This window comes from Gemmatimonadota bacterium, assembly GCA_022560615.1.
Taxonomy (GTDB): Bacteria; Gemmatimonadota; Gemmatimonadetes; order Longimicrobiales; family Gaopeijiaceae; genus UBA1138.
The window spans coordinates 80469-104992 of record JADFSR010000005.1 but is presented as its reverse complement, the minus strand read 5'-3'; the positions used below and the strand labels follow the sequence as shown (position 1 = coordinate 104992).

General features: G+C 65.1%; 20 protein-coding genes and 1 pseudogene. 11 read left to right on the top strand and 10 right to left on the bottom strand.

What is annotated here, in order from left to right:
* The first annotated feature begins 94 nt into the window (after positions 1-94).
* Together IIB36_04955 and IIB36_04950 are read left to right on the top strand one after the other, a co-directional pair.
* On the top strand, positions 95-856 hold the full coding sequence (locus IIB36_04955) for a TonB-dependent receptor plug domain-containing protein (GenBank protein ID MCH7531098.1): 762 nt from the start codon (positions 95-97) through the stop codon (positions 854-856).
* Positions 853-1230 carry a hypothetical protein gene (locus IIB36_04950; protein ID MCH7531097.1) on the top strand — a complete coding sequence of 126 codons (378 nt, stop codon included), beginning with the start codon at positions 853-855 and terminating at the stop codon, positions 1228-1230. Before IIB36_04955 ends, IIB36_04950 begins: the two co-directional genes overlap by 4 nt.
* Here IIB36_04950 and IIB36_04945 read toward each other — a convergent pair.
* Positions 1214-3145, bottom strand: a complete 1932-nt coding sequence (locus tag IIB36_04945) for a malate synthase (GenBank protein MCH7531096.1) — start codon at positions 3143-3145, stop codon at positions 1214-1216. The two genes, IIB36_04950 and IIB36_04945, sit on opposite strands and share 17 nt — an antisense overlap.
* 35 nt (positions 3146-3180) lie before the next feature.
* Between IIB36_04945 and IIB36_04940 the strand changes: the two genes are divergently transcribed.
* A complete protein-coding gene (locus IIB36_04940; protein MCH7531095.1) occupies positions 3181-3639 on the top strand; it encodes a hypothetical protein in 459 nt (152 codons plus the stop codon).
* Between the two features lie 10 nt (positions 3640-3649).
* On the opposite strand, the gene IIB36_04935 is transcribed toward IIB36_04940, so the two are convergent.
* Positions 3650-4933 (bottom strand): tetratricopeptide repeat protein, encoded by a 1284-nt coding sequence (locus IIB36_04935; protein ID MCH7531094.1) that lies wholly within the window; start codon positions 4931-4933, stop codon positions 3650-3652.
* A 97-nt stretch (positions 4934-5030) separates the two neighbouring features.
* Entirely contained in the window at positions 5031-5744 is a 714-nt protein-coding gene (locus IIB36_04930; protein MCH7531093.1) for a TonB family protein, read from the bottom strand.
* Positions 5745-6001: 257 nt separating this feature from the next.
* Here IIB36_04930 and IIB36_04925 point away from each other — a divergent pair, with 257 nt between their 5' ends.
* Positions 6002-7081 carry a matrixin family metalloprotease gene (locus IIB36_04925; protein MCH7531092.1) on the top strand — a complete coding sequence of 360 codons (1080 nt, stop codon included), beginning with the start codon at positions 6002-6004 and terminating at the stop codon, positions 7079-7081.
* A gap of 73 nt (positions 7082-7154) precedes the next feature.
* Here the strand turns inward: IIB36_04925 and IIB36_04920 are convergent, their stop codons facing one another.
* The 5 genes from IIB36_04920 to IIB36_04900 form a co-directional block, all read right to left on the bottom strand.
* Complete coding sequence (locus tag IIB36_04920) at positions 7155-8390, bottom strand: hypothetical protein (protein MCH7531091.1); 1236 nt, start codon at positions 8388-8390, stop codon at positions 7155-7157.
* Positions 8391-8530: 140 nt separating this feature from the next.
* On the bottom strand, positions 8531-10240 hold the full coding sequence (locus tag IIB36_04915; protein MCH7531090.1) for a GMC family oxidoreductase: 1710 nt from the start codon (positions 10238-10240) through the stop codon (positions 8531-8533).
* Between the two features lie 33 nt (positions 10241-10273).
* On the bottom strand, positions 10274-11008 hold the full coding sequence (locus IIB36_04910; protein ID MCH7531089.1) for a gluconate 2-dehydrogenase subunit 3 family protein: 735 nt from the start codon (positions 11006-11008) through the stop codon (positions 10274-10276).
* Positions 10995-11657: a YbhB/YbcL family Raf kinase inhibitor-like protein gene (locus IIB36_04905; GenBank protein MCH7531088.1), complete on the bottom strand. Its 663-nt coding sequence runs from the start codon at positions 11655-11657 to the stop codon at positions 10995-10997. The genes IIB36_04910 and IIB36_04905 overlap by 14 nt, the downstream gene beginning before the upstream one ends.
* The gene (locus tag IIB36_04900; GenBank protein MCH7531087.1) at positions 11654-12673 is read right to left on the bottom strand and encodes an NADP-dependent oxidoreductase; all 1020 of its coding nucleotides are present in this window, start codon (positions 12671-12673) and stop codon (positions 11654-11656) included. Before IIB36_04900 ends, IIB36_04905 begins: the two co-directional genes overlap by 4 nt.
* A 150-nt stretch (positions 12674-12823) precedes the next feature.
* Between IIB36_04900 and IIB36_04895 the strand changes: the two genes are divergently transcribed.
* The 5 genes and pseudogenes from IIB36_04895 (at position 12824) to IIB36_04875 (ending at position 18137) form a co-directional block, all read left to right on the top strand.
* A complete protein-coding gene (locus tag IIB36_04895; GenBank protein MCH7531086.1) occupies positions 12824-14383 on the top strand; it encodes a hypothetical protein in 1560 nt (519 codons plus the stop codon).
* A 160-nt stretch (positions 14384-14543) separates the two neighbouring features.
* The gene (locus IIB36_04890) at positions 14544-15476 is read left to right on the top strand and encodes a carboxypeptidase regulatory-like domain-containing protein (GenBank protein ID MCH7531085.1); all 933 of its coding nucleotides are present in this window, start codon (positions 14544-14546) and stop codon (positions 15474-15476) included.
* A gap of 141 nt (positions 15477-15617) precedes the next feature.
* Positions 15618-15908: pseudogene (locus IIB36_04885) on the top strand (hypothetical protein).
* Positions 15909-15984: 76 nt separating this feature from the next.
* The gene (locus IIB36_04880) at positions 15985-17706 is read left to right on the top strand and encodes a hypothetical protein (GenBank protein MCH7531084.1); all 1722 of its coding nucleotides are present in this window, start codon (positions 15985-15987) and stop codon (positions 17704-17706) included.
* Positions 17589-18137 (top strand): hypothetical protein, encoded by a 549-nt coding sequence (locus tag IIB36_04875; protein MCH7531083.1) that lies wholly within the window; start codon positions 17589-17591, stop codon positions 18135-18137. The genes IIB36_04880 and IIB36_04875 overlap by 118 nt, the downstream gene beginning before the upstream one ends.
* Here IIB36_04875 and IIB36_04870 read toward each other — a convergent pair.
* On the bottom strand, positions 18094-19710 hold the full coding sequence (locus IIB36_04870) for a M28 family peptidase (GenBank protein ID MCH7531082.1): 1617 nt from the start codon (positions 19708-19710) through the stop codon (positions 18094-18096). The genes IIB36_04875 and IIB36_04870 overlap by 44 nt on opposite strands.
* A gap of 108 nt (positions 19711-19818) precedes the next feature.
* Here IIB36_04870 and IIB36_04865 point away from each other — a divergent pair, with 108 nt between their 5' ends.
* Entirely contained in the window at positions 19819-21327 is a 1509-nt protein-coding gene (locus tag IIB36_04865) for a M28 family peptidase (GenBank protein MCH7531081.1), read from the top strand.
* A 203-nt stretch (positions 21328-21530) separates the two neighbouring features.
* Here IIB36_04865 and IIB36_04860 read toward each other — a convergent pair whose 3' ends face one another.
* On the bottom strand, positions 21531-23636 hold the full coding sequence (locus tag IIB36_04860) for a PQQ-binding-like beta-propeller repeat protein (protein ID MCH7531080.1): 2106 nt from the start codon (positions 23634-23636) through the stop codon (positions 21531-21533).
* Positions 23637-23875: 239 nt separating this feature from the next.
* Between IIB36_04860 and IIB36_04855 the strand changes: the two genes are divergently transcribed.
* On the top strand, positions 23876-24448 hold the full coding sequence (locus IIB36_04855; protein MCH7531079.1) for a hypothetical protein: 573 nt from the start codon (positions 23876-23878) through the stop codon (positions 24446-24448).
* Positions 24449-24524 lie beyond the last annotated feature (76 nt).

The following is a 24524-nucleotide window of genomic DNA, read 5'->3' as shown; positions in this document are numbered from 1 at the left end:
GTGCGCTTGGGACCCCGGTTGGGACGGACGGGGTAACAGTGCCGTGTCGTTCCACTATTTCTGTTTGTCAGGGTCTGTTCGTCAGGACCAAGAGGTGATCCCGATGATCCTCTTCCGCCGCCCCTCCCTACTCGTTGGCCTGGTCCTCGTCCTGATCGCCCTCGTCCTCGCTCCGGGCTCACCGCTTGAAGGTCAGGGGGCAGGCTTCTTGGTCGGTACCGTGCTGGACGAGCGCAGTAAGGACCCGCTGAAAGGGGCCACAGTTTCGATCGTCGGCACGGAATTCGAGGTCGTCACCGACGAGGAGGGGTGGTTCGAGCTCGTAGGTCTTCCCATCGGAGCGGTCACGATGAGGACGTCGATGCCGGGCTATGCCTCGGTTGTGGAACCGCTCGTGGTGTCGGCGCCCGAGCTGGGCTTCCTTCAGGTCTGGCTCCGCCCGGTCGATGCGATCCTGGATGAGCTCCTTGTGAGCGTCGGCAGGGCCCCTCCCCGGAACTCCGGCCTCGGGGGGCGCGAGACGAGGCCTCAGGAGACCTGGAGGAGTGCCCTCGACCTCATCGAGCAGGAGGTCCCGGGCGTGGAGGTTCGGAGGGCCGGCAGTAATGTCGGCACGGGCGCCTCCATCTCGATCCGGGGTGTGGGTTCATTCGAAAACAACGCCCCGGTCATCTACGTGGACGGAATCCGCATCGACGATTCGGCCGGCACTCTACGGGCCATGCACGCCCTGGACCTCATTCCTGCTGACATGGTGGCGCGTGTGAGGGTGCTCCGGGGTCCGTCCGCGGCCGCTGCCTACGCCTTCGGAGCCAACGGGGTCATACTCATCGAAACAAGGAGGGGCGGACGATGATCATTTCGCGCGGTCCCAGGCTCATCGCCCGAGCACTTTCAGGCTTCTTGCTCGCGGCAACGCTCACGGGTTGTGCGGTGCAGGGGGGGCAGCTAGAGGCGACTCCATTCACCGAGGTGCGACCGTTCGACGAGGACGTGCTCCTCACCGTCGAGAACAACGACTTCCGGGATGCGACGATCTACGTGTTTTGGAGCGGGGTGAAGCGCCGTGTGGGTAGGGTGACGGGGAAGACGAAGAAGACGTTCCGGATGGAGTGGCTGTCCGAGGAGGCCCAGTTTGGGGCGGACTTCCTCGGTCGGGGCGGCTTTCGCACGGAGACCATCCCCGTCGTTCCCGGTGACCACCTGAATCTCCTCATTCCGATCGGCTGACCGGAGACACGAAGTCCAGATTCTCGGTGATCCGAGTACCGTCGTCGGCGAACGCGTCCAGGTACGTCCGGATCCGATCTCGAGCCGTCGCTAGGTCGAAGTTGTCTAGGTTCACGTTGAGCAAATCGATGTACCAAGGCGTTTTCAACTCGGCTTTGACATACGCTTCGACGATCTCGCCCGCGATCGGCAGCGTTGTGGCTTTGGAGTCATCATAGACGTCGCGGTTGCCGGCGCCGTGCAGCTTCTCCATCTCCTCGCGATGCAGCCGCTCGTAGAGCTCGAGCGTAAAGATGTCGCCGGCTTTCACGCCCGTCTCCGGATCGTCCTCCGTGAGCCGCCCGCGCTTGTGTAGCCATTCCCACAGGATGCTCAGCCGGATCTCGCCAGTGGCTGCGTCCTCCATGAGGTACAGGACGTCGTCGTCGCCGAAGAAGTCGGCGGGCTTGAGCGCCGCCGCCTGCATGCCCTGGCCGAAGGCGTTGCCGTACTGCAGCGCCACGCTGAGGAGGTTGCGAGCGCCGCGGATCGTGCGCGGCGCCGGCTCGAGAAGGAACAGGTCTGCCGCGTCCTGCTCCGTGTAGGTCAGCGGCGGGAACGCGCGGCCGGCCTGGTTGGCGTCCCCGATCTTCTCCCACACCGGGCGCACGATGTGCACCATCTTCCAGTGGGCCACCCACTTGCCGCAGGCGCCCTCCCGCTGCTCGCGTTGGGCGCCCTCCAGCGCACGCTTCATGCTGTCTTCGACGCCCTTCGCCGAGCCGACCGGAATGTTGGGCTCCATGCCGCCCTGCCACAGCGCGAAGTTGCCCGCGCGGTCGGGCGTGTTCGTCGCGCGGCGCACCCGGTCTTCGTAGACTCGCATGTAGCCGTAGGTCATGCCGATGGACTCGATGTTGGGATCGATGAAGCTGGAGTCCCAACCCATCGCGTCGGCCACGGAGTTGATGTAGTCCCAGCGACCCGTGTTGTAGCCCACGAAGTGCCTGCCCAGCACCGCGCGGATCTCCATGAGCTGGAACGACGCCTCGACCTGCTCGACGAGCACGTACACCTTGATGGTGCCCACGTCGAGGCCCAGATGTTGCTCGAGCGCGGATAGGACGCTGTCCCAGACCGCGGCTTCTTCGGCCGTTTGGATCTTCGGCAGATACAGAACCAGCGAGCGCCCCGCGTCGAGCAGCGCCTCGCGGTTGTTCACGACGAACAGGCATACGTCCACGATGGACGCAGAGAAGCCCGAGCGATCCGTGTTGCGGATGTGCCGGTCGTCGAGGTGCAGCCCACGAGCACGAAAGATGACCGTGGTGAAGTCCAGCTGCTCGCGCCAGTCAGAGATGATGTCGCGACCGAAGAAGCCCCGTGCCCATTCATTCATTTCGCCGGCCACGCCTTCCGCTACGCGTAGGAACAACTCGTCGCGGGCGAGCGCTAGCTTGAGGTTGCGCTGGTTGTCCAGGGCCATCGTGTTGGTCTGACCGAGTGCGTCCTCGCCGTCGAACATCCAACCGTCGGCGCCGCTCAGTAGAGCATAGGCGACGTTACGGATGGATCTCTCGAGCGGCGTGTTCGGCTTGGCTGCGGGTCCAGTGCCCTGGATCCACTGGCGTCGCAGGTCGTGCGGGATCTCACTGCCCACGAAGTTCCCGTCACGCGCGTCCTGCACCTTGATGTCGGCACGAGGGATCGTGGCTTCAGGATCGAGGAACGCGATACGCTGGCGGTCGCGGTAACGAGACGTTCGTCGTTCGATGCGCGACGCCATGACCGCCTTGCGATCGTCGTCGAGGGCGGCCAGCGCTTCGATCGCCGCCAGCGCCTCGGGGGTGTAGACGTCCGAGTACTCTTCCTTCAGGCCTGTACGAATCTCAACCTTGCGAGGCTGTCGAGATCCGAGCCCGTGGGCCTCTCCCATCGATTCTCCCCCCTGCAAAGAAGTACCTTCCTGGCATGCGCCACAGTGGTCCAGCCTTCTCGCTCTTTGTGCTCGGAAGTTTCCTCGCCTCGTGCGGCGGCGAAGCGAACCCGACAGCTCCGAGCGGAGACCGCGACGAGCCCCAGATGGAGCGCATGATCAGGCGGCTTCCGTCGTTCAAAGAGGACATTCAAGAGATTCTCGTACGAAGGGGGTGCACCAGCGCGCTCAACTGTCACGGCATAGGCCAGGGCGGTCTGACGCTCGGCGCCGACGCCGTCACAAACTACATGACCCTCGTGAACATGCCCGCGGAAGCCGAAAGGGAGTTCTTGCTCGTCAAGCCTCTCGACGCCATGAACAGCTACGTGATCATCCGGCTGGAGAATCGCCAACGTGTCGGAATACCGATGCCGGCCGCCGGCGCCCCGCTCGACAGCATCGATCTAACCAATATCAAGAACTGGATCAACAACGGCGCACCGAACAACTGACGTGCCGAGGTCAGGGGAGCACTTCATACCGATAGGCCGTAGCTCGCCCTTCGAATGCAACCACGAACGCTTCGTCTTCTCCAGCGGGAGGAGCAAGCACCGTGACGGTCTCGCTCCCTAGAGCCCCCTGATCGCTGTAGAAGGTGAATCGCAGACGGAAGGCAGTGCCCGGTGCCGCCCGGTTCCCGACGATGCGCCCCTCGACCGTCGTCTGAGCACCCGAGGGGCGTAGCTTCAGCTCCTTCAGATAGACGGGAGCTTCATCGGTGCGCCCGAGCCCCCTGCGGGCGGCATCTTCGTCACCCGCTTCCAGATGAGCCCGGGCTGTGATCAAGCCTGCGTTCTCGCTCAGCGGATCAAGTTGCACGAGCCGGTCACCTGCCGCGGCCAGCGCGTCCCAATTCTCTGCGGCGAAGAGCGAGTTGGCAAAGTTGAACCAGGCGTCCCGCGAGTTCGGCTGGAGTTCGGTCAGCCGCTTGAACGCCTGCCCGGCGCCGAAGAAGTCGCCTGAACGAAACAGCGCGACACCGAGGTTGCGGGCCTGAGTGGCCGCTATCGTCGTCGAGGAGAGGAGGGCCGTATAGATCTCCGCGGCCTCGGTGTGCCGCCCCTGGCCGGCGAGTGTGGTCGCCAGGTCGCTCTGAGCATCGAGATTGCCAGGCTCACGGGCGAGCCGGCGCCGGAGGAGAGGTTCCGCCTCCGCGAACCGGTTCGTGAAGAGGAGAAGGCGCGTGAGGCTCTCCTCTATTCCGGCGCTCCTTTCTTCACGCTCCCGGAGTGCCTCCCGCTCGAGCACACGGGTAGCGGGCAGTTTCTCCAGTCCGGCCAGCGCTCGCTGGTAGACGTCGATCGCCTCGGAGTACATCCCTTCTCCGGCGAACAGAATCGCGAGGTTCCGATGGGCCTCCGGCCGCAGATCGTAGATGTGAGCCGCGCGCTGCCATGCCTCGGTCGCGGCATCGAGCTCCCCGACATTGAACGCCTCCAGCCCGTCGTTGAGCGCCACTGCCCACGCCGCTGCGCGCTCGGGCTCTACCTCCAGTTCGTAGGCCGGGTAGATGCGCTCCGCTTGGTCGAACATCGCGTCGGCTTCCTCGAGCACGCCGAGTCGGGCGTACGCAGTGCCGGCGAGATAGTAGTGGACCGCATTCTCCGGATCGGACTCGATGCCTTCGAGCGCCAAGTAGAGCGCGCGCTGAGGGTTGTCCCGACGCAGGTAGAGTGTCCCGGTCTGCGAAAAGCGGGTCGCGACAGGTGGGGTGCCGAGCGGGTATACGAACCCTGTGGGTGACACGACCGGTCCTGCCGGCCCTCCGCCCGCGGCACAACCTCCAAGTATAAGACTCGCGGCGAAGCCGACGACCGTGGCGTGGCTGCGCCTCATCCGGCGATTACCACGGAAAGTTGACGGCGAAGACCACGGACCGCGAAACGGAGACGCCGTTGTCGCGCGCCGGTCGGAAGGCCACGACCTCGTTGAACAGCGCGAGGGCGAGTTCGTCGAGATCCGGCCGTCCACTGGACTCGGTGATCTCCGCCCACTCGACGGAGCCCCTCCTGTCGATCCAGAGCGTCACACTCACGCGTCCGGTGACCTCGGGATCCAGCCTTCCGAGCCTGTACGTCCTCGCCATGAACGCCTCGACCTCCGTCGGGTTCTGCAGCATCACCCAGGCCGATACCAACGAGAGAGCCAACTCGGGGCGAAGGGCGGACAGGCGGTCGAGGTCCAGGGAGCTCGAATCCACCGACGTCGGCAGCTCCGCGAGCGAAGCCCTACCACCGATCACCAGGGATTCTTCGTCCGCGGCGGACGGATCGTCGGTGGGACTCTCGGGCTCGGACTCGGGTTCGCTTTCTGCGATCGCGGGCGCCGGCAGGGATCTGCTCAGCAGGCGGGCGCGAAAGGACTCGAAGCTCTCCTCCAGGTCCCCTCCTTCGACCGCCGTTCCGTCCGCCAGACCCGGTTGGACTGGAGTCGGGCCCTGCTCGTCACTGACCGGCGTGGCGAGTGGAAGTTCGGCTCCACGACCCGGAAGAGCCCCGTCGGCGGGAGTCCAAACCAGCCGCACGGCCTGCAACCGCTCGGCATCGCTTGTCGTCAAGGACGCTCGCCAGCTAGGTCCTGCCGCGAAGATCACCACGTGCACGGCCACGGCCACCAAGGTCGACAAGGCCAGGCGGGCATTCCACTGCGACTTCCAACGTTGGTTGGCGCTGTACAATTGCCGGTCTCGCGAAGTCTGGTTCCGCGCTGGTGGCCTCATCGCTTGCCTCTGCTAGCAGCCTGAACTACTTAGGGTATGCGACACAAGCCGGCCTGCACAACCGTAGCAGCCCCTGGTGGAAGGGGATCCAAGTCATGAGAATGCGATTCGCGATCGGCGTGGGGGTCCCCGCGCTACTCGGGCTGGCGGCGTGGACCGCGCGGGGCGAGCCGAGCGGACTCGACCCGGGAAGCTCGCTCGCTGGTCTTGACCGCGCCCAAGTCCTGTCCGATCGGACAGATGGATCCGCGGTCCCGTGCGCAGTCCCCCTCGCCTGGCGAATCGCCAGGGTGGACGATGAGTTCGGCCTGGGCATCGCCGCAGCGAGAGAGTCTCTAGTCGAAGCGGCTGGCCTTTGGGAAGCAGCCGTGGGCCGCTCTCTGTTCTTGAACGACTCCACCGAGGGCTTTCCCATCCGCTTCGTATACGACGACCGTCAGGCGAGGACGAGGGAGCGGATCCGTCGTCAGGCGGAGCTCGACGACTTCGACCGGAGGCTGGACGCCTGGCGCGGGGAGCTGACCGAACAACAGGAGCGCCACTCGCGAATCCGGGCCCAATACCAGGAGCGTCAGCGGGAGCACGAGCGGCGCACCTTCGGCCACAACGCTGCCGTGCGCGACTGGAACGGGAGGGGGGGCGCTCCGCAGAGCGTACGGCGGGAGCTTCAGGCCGCCGGCGACGCGCTGGCGGTGGAACGCCGGGAACTGGACGATGAAGGCGGAGCGATCGAGGCCGCCCGCCGAGCGCTCGGGGACCAGGCACTGCGCTTGCACGGGCAGGTGGAAGAATACGACCGGCAGGCCGAGGCGCTGGTCATGGAGTTTCCGCCAACACACATCGAGTCAGGGCTCTACCGGGAAATGGTCCGGACGAAGAGTGGAGGCGTCGTTTCAGTCAGTCGGGAAATCCGGATCTACCGGTTCGACGGCCGCGATGACCTTCGGCTCGTGGCCGCCCACGAGCTGGGCCACGCATTGGGGCTCGGCCACAGCGCCGCTCCGGATGCAGTGATGAGCGAAGAGTACGGTAGACAGGGCGATTCCGGACGAGGCCGAACGAGTGGATCCGAGCGAGTCACCGGGATCCAATCGGCCGACTTGGAGTTGCTGCGATCACGGTGTCCGGACTTGCTGACGTCGCGTCCAGGACCGCCTATGCGGTCCGAGAGATGACCGGCCTCCAGGCCGTCGGGAGACCACCTGAACTTCTTACGTCTTCAAGCTGCCTTCGCGCTAGCGGTAACGTCTAGCTGCCTCGCCGCCGGTCCGCCGGCCACGCCGCTCCCATGTCACCCGACGGGACCGAACCCATGCCCATGTACTTGAACTTCTGGATGCGCTTACCCTCGTAGGTCTCCGTCGTGTAGATGTTGCCCTGGGAGTCCACGGTAATGGAGTGCACCGCGAAGAAGAGCCCGGGCTGCCGGCCGCCGTCGCCGAAGCTGTACAGGATTTCCAACGACTCCCGGTCGATGATGTACACTTTCATGTTCTGGCCATCGGCCAGATAAAGGAACTTCTGCTCTTCGTCGTGGGAGAAGTCGATATCCCAGGTCGACCCCTGCGACAGGGTCGCGGGCGCGATGATCACCTCTTTCACGAAGGTCCCATCCGTCTGGAATACGGAGATCCGGTTCGACGGGCGGTCACACACGTACAGGAGCCGATCGTTCGAGAGCTCCGCACAGTGCACCGGTGTGCGGAACTCCTGAGGTGGCGTCTCGCCCGGCTCGTAGGAGCCCGGATTCTCGCTTGCGTCCGGAGGATCGCCGTAGGCGCCCCAGTAGCGCTTGAGCTCACCCGTGCTGGCGTCGAGAACCGCCACCCGCCGGTTGAGGTACCCGTCGGCGATGTACGCCTCGTTGGCCACGCCATCGACGAAGATCTTGGCCACTCGGCCGAAGCTCTCCATGTCGTGGCTGTCGGCGCGGGGGACTGAGTCTCCCTCGGGCGTCCGTGCGCCCGAACGACCGTATTGTGCAAGGAACTGTCCATCTCTGGTGAACTTCACGATGTGCGAGTCCCCTCCGCCGTTGCCGCCGATCCAAACGTTGTCGTTGTGGTCCACGGTGATGCCGTGGTTGGACGTCGGCCACTCCCACTCACCCGTATCCGTTGGGCCTCCCCACGAGCCGACGAGGTTGCCGTCCGGGTCGAACTCGAGCACGGGAGGCGCGGGGGAGCAGCACTCGCTCACCGGGGGGTCTTGTGCCGAGCCGAGCTCCGTCCCAGCCGCGAACTGGTTGGCGGTGTTCCGCTGCACGAGCCAGACGTGATCCCGCGAGTCGACATCCACGCCAATCGTCGCGCCCATGATCCAGTGGTTGGGCAGCGGCTTCGGCCAGAACGGATCGACTTCGAAAGTCGGGACCATCCCGTCCTCGGCCATGGCCATGTCGTCCAGCGCGTCGGCGGCACAAGCGAGGGCCGTAATCGACACTGCGAGCGCCAGCGCGATGGTCAGTTTTCGCTTCGGCATCATCCATCTCCCGTAGGGCATGGGCAAAATCGTGACAGAACCGACCGATACGCTACGCCGCGGACCGCGATCCGGCAAACCGGCCGCATAGCGCCGGCCCCCTATCCGCGCATGGCCGCCCTCGTTCCGAGGCGGATCGGTCCCTACTCGGCGATCTCGCTCCAGCTCTCGACGAGGTGTTGTGCCGTACGCCAGGAGAGAGCCTGTGCGGTGAGCGTCGGGTTGCGCGCGCCGCTCGTTCCCATCACCGAGGCGCCGAGCACACCGAGGTTGGGCGCCTCATGCGAGAATCCCCAGCGATCCACGACGTTGGTCTCGGCGTCGTCTCCCATGCGGGTACCGCCGTACGCGTGCGTCGAAGGACCCATGGAATTCCCGAGCCCGCCGCGCACGATCTCGCTCGCGCCCGCCTCCCGGTACCACTCCTCCGCCCGGTCCTGCATGAAAGCGGCGATGGCTAGCTCGTTCTCCTTGTACTGTCCGGTGATGCGAATGACGGGGAAGCCCAACGGATCGGTGACCCGCGGATCCAGATCCAGGTAGTTGTCCTCGTACGGCAGGGTCGTCTTCTGGATGTAGAAGTAGTGGGAGCGGTCGGAGTTCTCGCGGATGAATCGCTTCCACGTCGAGCCCCAGTTCCGGCCGTGCCCGAAAGTGCTCATGCCCGCCGCGGAGATCGGGCGGCGGTCGGACATCGCCCACAGGTTTCCACCGCCGATGAAGTCGAGATCGGAGTGATCGAAGTTGTCGTCCGCCCAGTCGTCCACCGCCACACCCTGAGCGGGCAGGCCGTACCACGCATCCAGGTCGTACGGGAAAAGCGCGGACACAGCCGCCCCCTGGTGATGGCTCAAGTAGTGGCGTCCCACCTGCCCGCTGTTGTTCGCGAGACCGTCCGGGTATGCCTGAGACTTGGACAGGAGCAACAGCCGCACGTTTTCGTACGTGTAGCTGGCGAGCAGGACCACCTTGGCGGGCTGGAAATACTCTGTGCCACCCGACAACAGGTAGTTGACCCCCGTGACCCGTCCTTCCGAGTCCACTTCCAGCGTGGTGACATGAGCCTGAGTCACGACCCTCAGATTCCCGGTGTCGACCGCCTTGGGAATCGTCGTGAGGTGGGTGGCGTTCTTGGCGTCGATGGGGCAGCCACCCTTGTTGCAGAATCCATGGTAGACACAGCCACGGCGACCCTGGTAGCGCTCGGTATTGATGGCGGCCGGCCCAGGGAACGGATGCCATCCGTGGTTGCGGGCCGCTTCGGCCATACGCTCGTTGAAGGCGGTCCACCGCAGGGGCGGCATCGGGAACTCCCTTCCGCGAGGACCCTCGAACTTGTTCCCTCGCGCATCGATCGCACCGCGAACGTTGCCGGCCTGTCCGGACACGCCGATCTCGCGCTCGACCCGGTCGTAGTACGGCTCCAGCTCGTCGTATTCGAAGGGCCAGTCTTCGACCGTCGAAGCGAGTGGAATCCTCGACCTGCCATAGCGACGAGTGGTTTCGGTCACGACCCGGAAATCCCACGGGTTCAAACGCCAGCTCTGAGCCCAGTAGTGCAGGGTGGTTCCGCCCACCGCATTCATCATGGGGTGGCTGCCGACCTGATTGGCCGTAGACGCTGACGTGGCTCGCGACGTGGGCCGTTCCTGCTCGGCCTTGTCGACCAGCATCGGCCAATCGCGGTAGTTGTTCCGAATCTCGTCCGGGGCAAAGTCCCTCCGATCTAGCCAGGTCCCGGCCTCTAGTCCGACGACGTCGAGTCCGGCATCGGCCAGCGGGTACGCCGCTACGCCGCCTGCTGCGCCCAGCCCTACGATGACTACGTCGGTCCCGCGTAGTTGAGTCGCCATGACGTCAGCACCCCCGCGCGGAGCGCCGCGGCTTCACTGGGGATCTCCTGTTCGGAAGGTGGCGTAGTCGTACGCGGACTGGCGGACCGGTGTCAGTTGGTCCGCTTCGAGGAGCTGTTGCTCTTCCTCGCTGACGTTCATGCGCACACCCGGATAGCCGATGAGGTCCCAACCGATGAAGTCCACGTTGCCACCGTAGTGCGGATCCCCGAAGGTCCCCTGCCACGTATGGCTCTTCACCATGTTGAAGAACGAGCCCGAGCTCCCCACGAAGCCGACGTCTGCGCCCGTCGCGCCGCCGGTCTGGAGGTCGATGAGGACCGAGTCCTGATCGTTTGCCGAAAGCTCAATGAAGGCGGTGCCCCGCGAGTATCGACTGTAACGGTCGAGCGCCGCGAGGCCGGAGCGATACGCGCTCGCCGAGTCGGACTCCGCTTCGCTCAACGCGCGATCGATGAAACGCAGCGCTCCGGCTTCGAGAGCACCTGGACCGAGCTCGTCCGAGGGGATCAGCCGGTCCACCATGGCGCTGAGAATCTCCGTTTCCCTTGCGGTCAGATTCATCAGTGGAAGCGTGGGTGCCGGGGCGGCGCCTATGCTCGGCCCCGTCAGGGCGGCCGCGACGGGCTCCATGGAATCGGCCGTCATGGCTGCGGTTACAGAGCGCGGAATCAGCGCGGCGGCACCGGCTGCGCCGGCTGTACGAAGGAGATCTCTGCGAGAGATCGCAGAAGCGTCGGATTTCTCCTGAAGGTCATCGTCGTTCATCGAGGTCCTCTGGAATCAGAAACGGAAACGGAGCGCTGCCGCCGGAGGGCTGTCTTCGGTACAAGGGCACCATGCTCCCGAGCCCGATGACGTGGCCTTCGATCGCCTCGAGCAGCTCGTCCCGAGTGAGTCCCGGTGGCAGATCGAGCTCCACATCCAACGCGAACACGGCGAAGTGATAGTGGTGGAGCGATGTTCCGGGAGGTGCCGGGCCACGATACATGGGTAGCCCCCAGCCGTTGTTCCCCTGCGTGGCCCCGGCGATCTCAGCGGGCATGGGCTCGGACGGGTCGAAAGGGATTCCCTCAGGCAGCCCGGCGGCGTTTCCGGGGATGTTGTAGATGATCCAGTGCACCCACGGCGGAGGACGGCCCGCGCCATGATCCTGGCAGAGGACCGCTATCTGGCGGGTTCCGTCGGGGAGCCCCTGCCACGTGAGCGGGGGAGAGACGTTTCGCCCGTCCGGACTGTAGTCTCGGGGCATCGTCACGCCGGTCTGCATCGTCGGACTCTCCACGATGAAGCTCGCGGGCGTCTGAGCGCTCAATGTGGTCGCCGCGGCAGCCGTCACGAGGAGGGCCGCGCACACCGGCACGGGAAGGCTAGCCGGGCGCAGGAGGCGCGCCGGGCGCGAGACGCTCGGCTTCACGCGTCCGCCGCCAGCCGCACGAGCATTTTTCCCATATTCCCGCCGGAGAAGAGGCCTATGAACGCCTGGGGCGCATTCTCGATGCCCTCGTGCACGGTCTCCCGCCACACCACCTTACCCTCCGCGATCCACGAGCCCATCTCCTGTGCGAATGCCGGGAACCGATCGAGGTGGTCGGACACGATGAACCCCTTCCACATGAGCCTCTTGCCGATCATCTGAAAGAGGTTGGGGGGGCCGGGCTGAGGCTCCGTCGCGTTGTAGGTGGAGATGCTGCCGCAGGCGATGATACGGCCGTAGTTGTTCATCCCCCACAGCGCCGCCTCGAGATGGTCTCCTCCCACGTTGTCGAAGTAGACGTCGATGCCGTCGGGGCACGCTTCGAGAAGAGCCGCGCGCAGGTCCTCGACCGTCTTGTAGTTCAAGGCGACGTCCACTCCCGCTTCGTCCTGGAGCCAGTCGACCTTTTCCTGGGAGCCGGCGCTGCCCACGACCCGACATCCCTTCTCTTTCGCGATCTGGCACGCTGCGGATCCAACGGCTCCGGCGGCACCCGATACGAACACGGTCTGCCCTGGCTCCGGCTTTCCGATGTCCGCGAGCCCTAGGTAGGCGGTGAGGCCCGGCATCCCGAGCACACCCAGGTAAGCGGACAGAGGCGCCAGACTTCCATCGACCTTCCGAAGCGTGTCCCCCGACGAGAGGAAGTACTCTCGCCAGCCGTTCATGCTCAGGACGTGGTCGCCCTCCTGGAAGCCGTCGGCCCTCGACTCGACGACCTGCCCCACCGCGCCCCCCTGAAGTACCGCACCGACCTCGAATGGGGGTGTGTAGCTCTTCCGGTCCATCATGCGGCCCCGCATGTACGGATCGACGGACATATAGATGTTCTTGATGAGGACCTCATTCTCGGTCGGGGACCCGACCGTAACCTCGGCGAACTCGAAGTCCGACTCCTTGGGTAGTCCCACGGGGCGCGTCTTGAGGCGGACCTCACGACTCCGATGCTCGCTCATGCCTGGTCTCCAGCCGACGGGGAAGCAACGCTACGACTCGTTGTGCGCGCATGGTCAAAATGCAGCCTGGGCGTAAAACCGCCAGGGAACGATGTTGACACGACATCGTCCCAGCCGGACGTTCGCGCCACGCCAACCGAGAGGTCGCCCATGCGCCGCATTCTCCCCTCCTTCGAGTTCCCCGCCCTTGCGAGCCTGGTTCTCCTCTGTGCCTGCGGGCCTACGGACCGCGGCTCATACTCGGCCATGTCACAGCTCGACGCCGACCTGCTGCTCACGGCTGAGCAGGCGCTCGAGTGGCACGCCGCGAAGGACGCAGGAGGGCCGACGTACGCCGGCAACGAGTCGTGGCTCGCGTATCTGGAGCTCATCGAGTCAAGTTTGCGTGACTACGGAGCGGTGGACTTCATCAAGAATCCGTGGACGTACGACCGCTGGCACACGTCGGATTGGCCGGATGACTCCGGATGGTCGCTCGTCTCTGGCGGTGAACCGGTACGCGTCGCTCACTACGCCGCCAACTCGGGCTCGACGCCTGAAGAGGGCGTGACCGCGCGCCTGCTCTTCTACGATCCCGCGGATCCGCCGGAATCCTTGGAGGGCAGGATCGTGGTGTTCTGGACGCGAGCGCCCGACCCGGATTTCACGCTTGGCCAGTATCAATACCCGTCGCCTGTGGACTACGAGTACATCTCCGATCCGGAGACCTTCCCGGACATCAATACACCGCGGGGCGTCAGCATGGAAGTGACCCCGCGGCCCCAGATGCGACAGGTCGGTGGCTACATCAGCATCCTACGCGACAGTGGGGCTGCAGGAGCCCTCTTCGTCCTCGACGCGGGATACGAGCGCTTGGCCGGGCTCTACACCTTCCCCGTGAACACCGTGTTCGGCGTGCCCGCGCTCTACATCGACCGAGAGGCAGGCGCACAGGTCGTCGAGCACGCGCGGTCGGAGCGGACGGCCACCTTGAGGTTGGTCGCTCCGGTCGAGCCGACCGAGACCTACCAGCTGCTCGCGCACCTTCCGGGGCGCGACTACGGAACGGATCAGGACGAGATGATCCTGCTCGTCACGCACACCGATGGCCCTTCGATCTCACAGGAAAACGGACCGTTCGGGCTGATGGGGATCGTGCACTACTTCTCGTCGATTCCGCAGAACGAGCGGTCGCGAACCCTCCTCCTCTTCATGGACAACCGTCACTACATGCCTGGCGCCGAGAGAGTTTTTTCGGAACAGAACTGGTTCGCCAAGCATCCCGACGCGTACGACCGCGTCGTGGGTGTCATCAGCACCGAGCATCTCGGTCAGTTGGAATATCGCGAGGTGGGTGATGCGCTCGAGCCGACCGGGCTGGTCGAGCATTCGATGTTGCACGTCACCAACAACGACCAGCTCGTCGGCCTCGCGATCCAGGCCGTGCGCGAGCACGACTACCGGAGGGTTTCGGTCCACAGCGTCGGTCGGCTCGGCATCAATGGTGGCGACCAGGGCAACTGGTATGGCCTGGGGGGCGTCGCGCGTCGTCTGACTGTTCCCGGAGCCGCGACCATGGGTTCGATGGGCGCGTACTGGGGGACCAGCGCTCGCTTGGCTCAATTCGATGCGGAGCACTTCGTGACGCAGGTGGCCGTGATGACGCAGCTCACCGCCGTGCTCATGACTGCCGACCTGAGCGAGCTGGCGGCCGAGGGGGACAACCGGTGAGGCGGCGGCTGCACTCCCCCTGACGCGCGGACGCCATGGCCGCTGCAAGCCTCGCACACTATTTTGGAACATGAACATTTTGTACCGAGCGCCATCCGCCTGGGCCGTGTTCACCGCGTGCCTAGCGTCAACTGTGCTGGCGCAGGAACCGACGAGCACCGTGACCGGCTCCGTGGTCGACTCCTCGAATCAACCGATCAGGGGGGTCCTCGTCTTCATGGACGAAGGGCCTGGCTCAGACACGACGGGTGCGGTCGGAGCGTTTCGACTGGAAGGCATTACTCCCGGCACGCATATGCTGAACGTTCGCAAGGCGGGATTCGCGCCGCGCACGTTTCGCCTGGTATTTGCACCAAACGAGCCGGACCGCCGTGATGTCGGCGGCATCGTGCTCCAGGACGGACCCGATCCGACAGCCACCATTGTGGGTCAGGTAACCGCAGGGGTCGGTGGGCAACCGCTTGGGGGCGCCGTGGTGGAACTCAACGGCGACCGCATCGCGCTCACCGATGACGACGGCTTCTTTCTTGTCCGCGACGTAACTATCGCTTGGGGCAGCAACCGGCTCGAGGTGCATCACCTTTCCTTTACAGATGCGAGCGACGAGTTCTGGATAGCCAACCTGAACGAGACGCTCGAGTTCTTCGTGTCCCTCGACGTTCAGCCGATCGAGCTTTCTGGGATCGTTGTCGAGACTGCACCCACGCTGAACGAGATCAGAATGAGGCCGTTTTACGAGCGGCGAGGAAAGGGGTATGGGCACTTCATTACCCGCGAGGACATCGAGGCAAACGATCGGAACACCTTCACCGAACTGTTGCGTGGTATCCCCGGGGTGCGTGTGGAATACGGGGGGCCCTACGGTATTCAGGTCTACTTAACCCGCTCTCCGGGGAGCCGAAGTCAGTGTCCGTCCCCCGTGGTCTATCTCGATGGAATGCTCATAGTAAACACAGGCGAGGCCGTTGACCTCAACACTCTCGTGACACCCGAGCAGATAGAAGGGATCGAGCTGTACGGGAGCCTCAATGTGCCCATACAGTTCAACAGGAGTGGCAGTACGTGCGGTGTCATCGCGATCTGGTCGCGATGAGGGTCTCGACCGGCGAAATTTAGCGAGGTACTCTCGTCAGCCGAGCGGTCGGCGCGCCCTGTGAAGGGAGCTTGGCGAGCTCAGTAGGCCGGCTTCCCGGTAGCGGAGGGTTGTGACGGACTCACGCGCGCGCTCGACGATCTGTGCCAAGCTGCGGCATCGGCCGTGGACGAGGGGCACAGCGCGCTCGTCATCAGCGATCGTCTCGTGGATGAGCAGCGAGCGCCAATCCCGATGTTGCTGGCGGTTGCCAGCGTACACCACCACCTGATCCGGACCGGCCGGCGCATGCGCGCCAGCATTCTGGCCGAGGCGGGCGACGCGCGCGATGTGCACCATCTGGCCGCGCTAATCGGCTTCGGCGCTTCGGCGATCTACCCGTATCTCGCGCTGGAGACGGTGGCTGCACTCGTCGACGCTGGAAAGCTCGGGGAGAGCGACCCCGAGGAGGCCGGTCCGAGCCTACCTCCTGGCTGCCGAGGACGGCATCCTCAAGGTGATGTCCAAGATGGGTATCTCCGCCGTGTCGTCGTACCATGGAGCTCAGATCTTCGAGGCGCTGGGGCTCGGCGACGAGGTGATTCAGCGCTCCTTCCCGGGCACCACGTCCCGCATTGGCGGCATCGGATTTCGCGAGATCGCCGAGGACGTGCTCGAGCGCCATGAGCGGGCGTTCTCTGGGGAGGCGCTGGAGCGCGGTGGGTGGTACAAGTACCGCCGCGGCAGTGACTATCACGCCAACGGGCCGCCGGTCTGGAGGGCGTTGCACGCGGTCGTCCAGGGGGGTGGCCGGGAGGAGTACTGCGCGTACTCCGAGCTGGTTCATTCCCGCCCGCCAACGGCCTTGCGCGACTTACTGGAGTTCGCGCCGGACCGTGAGCCGATCGATATAGAGCGAGTGGAGTCGGTGGATCAGGTGCTTCGTCGATTCCAGACAGGCGCGATGTCGTTGGGTGCGCTGAGTCGTGAGGCCCACGAGGACGTCGCTCGAGCCATGAACCGGATCGGAGGCCTCGCCAACACCGGCGAGGGAGGTGAGGACCCCCGCCGCTACGCGCCTGACGGCGACAAGCGGGATGCGAACTCGGCTGTCAAGCAGGTCGCTTCGGGTCGCTTCGGAGTGACTCCGGCGTATCTGGCCGGCGCACACCAGCTCGAGATCAAGATGGCGCAGGGCTCCAAGCCGGGAGAGGGTGGCCAGCTCCCGGGCCACAAGGTCACCCCGTACATCGCTAGCCTCAGGCACGTGATCGCGGGAACGCCTTTGATCTCTCCACCTCCGCACCACGACATCTACTCGATCGAGGACTTGGCCCAACTGATCTACGACCTCAAGACCGCCAACCCGAAGGCGAAGATCGCCGTGAAGTTGGTCGCGTCAGAGGGTGTCGGGACGATCGCCGCAGGCGTGACCAAGGCGTATGCGGACACGATCCAGATCAGTGGCGCGGATGGTGGTACGGGCGCCTCGCCACTGTCGTCGGTCAAGTATGCCGGGGCCCCCTGGGAGCTCGGCCTGGCGGAAACGCAGCAGACCTTGGTCATGAATGGACTCCGGGGGCGCGTGACCTTGGCCGTCGACGGTGGACTCCACACCGGGCGCGACGTCGTCATGGCGGCCCTCCTGGGGGCGGACCGGTTTGGCTTTGGCACGACGGCATTGATCGCCATCGGGTGCAAGATGGCGCGACAGTGCCACGACAACACCTGCCCGGTGGGGATCGCCACGCAGGCAGAGGACGTCCGTAAGAAGTACTTCGGCACGCCGGAAATGCTCATCAGCTTCCTCACTCATGTCGCTGAGGAAGTACGCGAGATCCTGGCCGAGTTGGGATACGAGCGGCTGGAGCACCTCATGGGTCACGCAGATCTCCTCCGCCAGATTCCCTCGCACGAGAATCATCGGTGGCGAGCCGTCGACCTGTCGAAGCTCATCACGCCGGCAGCGGGAGCGCCTTTGCACTGCGTTCAGGATCGCAACGATCGCCCCGGCGCTCCGTTCGACGACCACATCATCGAGGAGCTCGGCAGCACGCTCGAGGACGGCACGCCCTTCAGGAGCTCGTACGAGATCGAAAACACGGACCGTGCAGTCGGCGGGAGGATCTCGGTGTGCATCGCAGCTGTCCACGGCCACGCGGGGCTCGCGCCGGCGAGCGCTTCGCCGTACGCAACTCGGGCGGCGTCGCGGTGGTGGAAGGCGTGGGAGAGCACGGGTGCGAGTACATGACGGAAGGGGTGGTCGTGGTCCTGGGTGAGGCCGGCCGTAACTTCGGCGCCGGTATGTCGGGCGGCCTGGCCTTGGTGCTGGACCGGCGCGCCGACTTCCCGACCCGCCTGAACCGAGAGTTCGTGACCTTGGAGCGGACCAGCGAGGCTGGAGAGATCGAGCTGCTGAAGGCGTTGATCGAGCGCCATCGGGAGGAGACGGGTTCTCTATTCGCCCGCGAGCTCCTGAACGACTGGCCGGCCGCGGTGGGGAGCTTCTGGACGGTGGCTCCCAATTCCGTTGCGATGGAAGAGGGGCGGGCCGATATCGTGCTTCGCCAGCTAGAGACGCTTCAGGAGCGGATCTCCGTAGCGGATCTCGGGGATGCCGCGCCAGCGAAGCTCCTCCCTACGGATCGATTTCGTTCAGCGGAGCACGATCTACTTCCTTGATGAAAAACGCGAGGAAGCGCGCCATGCGCTCCAGACCCGGAGTGGAGATCGTCTCCAGCACCTCACCGCTGGTGTGGTACAGCGGGGGCGCCTGCATCGTGGTGACGATCGGCACATCGAGCGACCTGTATCCGCCCCCCTCGCCGCTCGCCATCGAGGAGCCGCCGGAAACGAAATTGGTCCCGTAACGCGTGACTCCGCGCCGGAAGAGGTCCTCCAGAAACGGCGAGCGATTGGTGACACCCGCGACGATCGGCGCTTCGCCCGAGTCCGCGATGTACTCCCGGTAGCCGTCGTCGAACAGGCTGCGGGCCCTGGACAAGTTCCGCTGCGCGACGTGCTCGATGTTGAGGACGAGCACGGTGCTCTCCGCGAGCTCCGGGTTCATCGCGACGAAGTTTCGTGGACCGTTCAGGCCCGGCGAATGGTGACCCGCACTCGCGACGAACACGAGCGTTCGCGCGGGCCGGTTCTCGGGCTGGGCGAAGTGCCGAGCCAACGCGAGCAGCACCGACAAGCCGTCCGCGTTGTCTCCGGCCGCGTCGAACCAACCGTCCGCGTGGGCATTGAGAATGATGCTCTCATCGCTCTCGCTGCCACGGATGATGGCGACGCCGTTCTGCGCTTCGAGGCCCGACCGGCGCTCCACCTCCAGGCTGAGGCGGACACGCAGCTGACCCAGCGTGCCGGCTTGGGCCGCCCCGTCCATGACGCGCTCGAGAAAGAACCCGTCCCGACCGCCGAGGTTGAAGCATGGACCGCCGCAATTGCTGAAATCCCGCGCGCGGCCATTGCCGGGCTGGTCGATCACGGTGATGACCGCGACGGCTCCTCGACTCATGAGATCTTGGGCCCTCGGCACTGCGGGAGTCCGCTCGAAGACCGTGTGGGCCTGCGGCCTGACATGTTGGACAGCCACCTTTCCCACGACATCGATGTGTACGAGCTCGGCCGGGCTGGCCGTCCCCACGAACAGCAGGGGCGCCGTCAGGCTGCCGCCCTCTATCTCGGAAGTTGAGAGAGGCATCGCGGTCTCGAGGACGACGTCTTCGCTTCCCGTGCCGAACACGCGGTCCCCCATGAGTCGCACTTCCCACCGCAGCGGCAACCAGAAGGATGCGTCTGAGGCTTGATCGAACGCTTGCAGCTCGACTTCCGAAATGCCCGCGGCTCTGAACTGCTCGGTGGCCCAGGCTACGGTCTCCGCGCCAGACGGGAAGCCGGTGATGCGCCCCCAGAGTTGTCCGTCTCCCACCTCGCGACGTTGACGACTCTGCCGGGAGAACGCGACGATCGTCTCCAGGTCCCGTTGGATTCGTGCACCTTCGAGCTCGCGGTGCCCTTCCTCCCCCGGGGGCACGGTCGCCGGCACGGGTCCACGGTCACCGATGATCGCCGGCGGCGTGTGAGGTTGAAGCCCCGGCGGCAGGGGAAGACCGAACCAAGCGTCTTGCCCCGGGTCGATCTGGGCCGCGGAGGCTCCCCATGGAAGCGAGCCGATCAGCGCGACGAGAAGTAGAGCGCGTCGAGGGACGTCCACGCGAGGCCGGCTCTTCCTTACCGAGGCATGCATGACCTGCTCCTTCCGGGTGTTGGCCGAGCGCCTTCTACGCACACTAGCGTGAGCGGCGTGAGGTAGCTACGCATGACGCCCGTCCGTCCCTTGCTGTGAGGACCTTCCATGTCAGCCATTGAGCGCATCTGTCGTCGGTGGAGTCTGTTGGGCACGATCGCAGTTCTGGTCACGTCCGTCGGGCCCGGGACCGCACTAGCGGCCCAACAGAGCGTGCCGCCCAACCCGTTGGGACAACCCTTGCTCGATGCGTCAGGCAACCTGCGCGAGGACGCGTTCATCCACATCCCGCTTCGCCCCGAGGACTCCCGATACGCGGATATCCAGGGGGAGCGCCTGAAGACGATCCTACTGGAAGTCGATGCCATCTCTCTGTCGGACCGCGACGCCGGCAACGTCTTCTGGGGTCGCAACGTCGGCACCGCCGGACACGAAGCTATCCAGGACTGGGTCGAGAGCTACTTCCGCGAGAACGGGCTGGAGGACGTGCACCGCCAACCGTTCGACCTGCGCCCGCAGTGGGCTCCCCGCAGTTGGGAAGTCACGTTCATCTCCGGCGCAGAGACGTTCACGCTGGAGTCGGCACGTCCGCCGCAGGGCGCCCCGTCGACTCCGCCGGGCGGCCTGGAGTTCGAGCTCGTGTGGGTCGGAACGGGGAGTGACGCCGACTACCTTGGACGCGACGTCGCGGGCAAGGCGGTGTTGATTCACGACATTCCGAGACCGGGCACGCTGCGGCACACGCTTCGTACCGAGGGCGCGGTGGCTCGCGCCTATGAGAGGGGTGCCGCCGCCGTAGGCATCGTCTACGGGATCTCGGACAACTTCGCCGTTTGGCAACGCACCGGCGACGGGCCAGGCTTCAACGTGGGCTATGCCGACGGCATGCGGCTGCGTGACAGGCTCGGCCGAGGCCAACGGGTGACTGTCCGACTGCAAATGGAGAGCGAGATGCTCGCGGGCCTGTCAGCCGCCAGCGTTTGGGGCACGCTGCCTGGCATCAGCGACGAAGAGGTCCTCGTGATCGCTCACATGGACGGGTACTTCCAGTCGGCGCTCGATAATGCGTCGGGGCTGGCGGTCATGATGGGGCTCGTGGAGCACTTTTCCAAAGTCCCACGCGCCCAGCGAAGGCGGACCATTCGCTTTCTGGGCTCCGTGGGTCACCACGGCGGGCCAGGTACGAGCTGGCTTCACGACAACCGTGAGACCGCCCTCGCGAACACCGTGTTCGCGATCAACCTGGAGCACGTGGCCGTGACAAGGACGAAGTATTGGGGTCCGAACCTCCGCATGATGAATGCGGTCTCCCCCATGCGCTGGTGGTTGTATAGCAGCCCGGCCGCATTGCACATCGTGCTCGATGCCTTCAACCGCTTCAACGTCGGGGTCACCGCGGATCTGGAGCCGGGCGCCTCGGGCGAGATGGGGAGGATGGCCCGGGACGTGCCGTCCATGCAGGTGATCACGTCACCGGAGATCAAGCACACCGAGCAGGACACACCCGAATGGATTCCGGCTGTAGGTCTGGAGCAGATCGCTCGCGCCTACGCGAAGATCATCGATGAGCTGAATACGCTCGAGCGGTCACAGATCGCGCCTGAGATCGGCCTGTAGGTTGGTGTCAGTCCTCCATTACGCCCGGCGCTAGGAGTCGCTCCGATGACAAGAGCCCTGAGCCGTCCTCTCCAGCCCGGACTCGTATCCTTCATGCGATCCCACCTCCGCCGACTGACCTCGTTGAGCGATCTGGACCGATGACAGAAAAAGCCCCGGCCGGAGCATCGCTGCTCCGGCGCGGGGCGCCTTCAAGTCCAGCGTCAGTTCGGGAGCGCTAACGCCGCCAGCCCGTCATTGAGCTGGATGATGATGTATTGCTTGCCCTCATGCACCCAACTCGACATGCCGTACCGTGACCCGCCCGGCAGCTCTACCGCGCCAACCCGCTGGCCGGTGGCCTTGTCGATCGCGAACAGGTGAGGTGTGCCATCACTCGTTTGGCCTGAGGCAAACAGCAGCGTGGGACTCACCACCATCGCAGCGTGCCCTCGCCGGCCCTGGTTGATTGGAACTCCACTGACGCCCTGAAGCAGAGCGTGGTTGCGGATCAACTCCTGCTCGTCGTCCGGCGCATCGCCGTGCGGGATCGTCCAGAGGTGTTCACCTGTGTTCATATCGATGGCGACGATCCGTCCCACAGGTCCCTTCCAGATCGACAGGCCGTCGATGGTCGATGCCGCTGCACCGCCGCCCCGGCCGCCCCGGCCGCCGCCGCCTCCGAGCGCCCGAGAGAACTCCGAGTGGGTTACACCCGTCTGTCGGTCGCTGTCCAACGGTGACTCGACGCCCGGTGCCAGGTACGCGGGTGAGCACCCGCTGGTCGATGTAACGAAGAGCACACCCTCCACCGGATCGGCCACGGGTGGTCCGGTGATGTTCGCGCCGCCGCCGCCCCCGGGGCAGATATTCGCGGGTCCGGCCGGATCACCCACATGCGTCGGCGGATTGAACAGCGGTGCGAACAGGTTGCCGTTCTGTGCCACTTCCATCGCGCGCCGAAGGATCTCGGGCGAATAGTCGATGAGGTGGTCCTCGGTACGTCCCTGGAGGTCGAACGGCGCCGGCTTGGTCGGGAAGGGCTGCGTGGCGGACAGCTGCTCGCCAGGCACCCTCGACTGCGGTACGGCGCGCTCCTCGATGGGCCAGATCGGCTCGCCCGTTTCGCGGTTGAGCGCGTAGACGAAGGCCTGCTTGGTGACTTGGAAGACTCCCGGGATCTCTTGGCCGTCGACCGTGACGTCCATCAGGATCGGTGCAGTCGGCGTGTCGTAGTTCCAGATGTCGTGGTGGACCATCTGATAGTGCCAGACCCGTTCACCGGTCTCTACGTCCAGCGCGATGAGCGTCGTGCTGAAGAGGTTGTCGCCGGGATGGAAGCCACCGTAGTAGTCGATCGTGGCCCCATTGGTCGGGATGTAGACCAGCCCCAATTCAGGATCGACCGACATCGGCGCCCAAGACGAGACGTCGCCCGTCCACTCCCACGCGTCGTTCTCCCACGTGTCGTGGCCGAACTCGCCCGGACGCGGGATGACGTGGAACTTCCACTTGAATGCTCCGGTGCGCGCGTCGTACGCCATGATGTCACCGGGGACCATCTCTGTGCGGGTCTGGTTGTAGCCCTGCTCGGCGGAGTTCCCGACGATCACCACGTCGTTCACAACGATCGGCGGCGACGAAGCGGTGATGTAGCCGATCTCGAGCGGGATGCCCTGATAGGGATCGTACGTCTGGTTGAGATTCTCCCACGGGCCCCAGTCCTCGATCAGGTCCGCGACGAGGTCGACGCTGCCGCTCTCCGGGAAGCCGGGGATCGGTACTCCCTCACCCCAGTTTTCGAGGGGCTGGCCGGTCTCGGCGTCCAGCGCGTGTAGGAAGAAAGCGGGGGTCGTGATGTAGACGACGCCTCTGCCGTCGATCTCGCCGTAGGCGATCCCCTTACCGTAGCCCTTGCGCATCGAATACTGGTAGCGCTCGGTGTTGGGCTCGGTGAAGCTCCACAGGAGCTCCCCGGTGGACGGATCGAGCGCGATCACGTGCCGGCGCTCGCCGGTGACCGTAATGAACTTGCCGCCGACGTAGGTTCCCGTCGACTTAGGGGTGCTCGGACCGAAACTCGCCGCCTGAAACTGCCACGCAATCTCGAGGTTCTCGAAGTTGGCTGCGTTGATTTCGGTCGCCGGCGTGTACCGCGTATGCCACGCGTCCCCGCCGAGGAACGTCCACTGACCGTCTTCAGTGCCCGGTCCCTGAGCCGTTACCGCGATCGGAGCGGTGACCAGCACGCCGAGTGCCAGCGTGAGCCAGAGGAAGGGGAACGGGGAGGGGGACGGTCGCGGGGACCGCCAGCACTTGTCGTTCGTCATAGTCGTCTTCCCTTCGCGGGTTGAGCCCGCCTGATTTGATCCGGTCCCAGGGGACCGGATCTTCACTGCACAATTCGCCATCGTGACCGATTGCTCGGAAGTGCGCAAGACCACCCACGTTAACGATCGGCGAGGGTCCCGGCTGCTTGACCCCTGGCGTCGCGACGGGGGCGTGAATAACGTCGCCATTACATCCGGTCCGCACGCTTCAGCTTCACCGCACCGCCAAGGAAAATCCGATGCGCAACGTCATGTCCAGGGTCATGCCCGTCCTCTGCCTTTTGTGCCTTCTCGGGGCGTTGTCGCCCAGCGTGGTTCACGCCCAGGGGCCCACGGTGGCCATCGATATTCCCCTGTCCGACATCGAGGCCGTGCTCGCCGTTCCGGACGGAGGAACCGATCGGCAGATTCGCATCCTGGATATGGGTAGCTACAACCTGGCCGTGGGAGTCATTCACCGGGGTGCCACACAGGGAGACGGGCCTGTCATGGGCATCATTCACTCCCTTGTGACCGAGACCTACGTGATCACTTCGGGGACCGGCACGCTGGTCACCGGAGGCGGAATGGCGAACCCCAGGGAGGCGGCGGCTGACAGCCACGTGGTTCGGGTCCTCAACGGTCCCACCCGGTTCGGTCGCAGTGAAAACGGACGGGCCCGCGTGGTGGTGCCGGGCGACGTGATCATCATTCCGGCCGGCGTCCTCCACGGCTGGACCAACATCGCCGATCACGTCACCTACCTCAGCGTGCGACCCGACCCCGAGAAAGTGCTCGAAGCGGGGTATGTGAACCCGGCTGTGCAGCGCTAGCAGCCCGCCGTACTTCTACCGCGGGAGGCTAGGGGGAGGTTGCCGCCGGCAGGACCGCCCAATCGCTGTGTGAGCG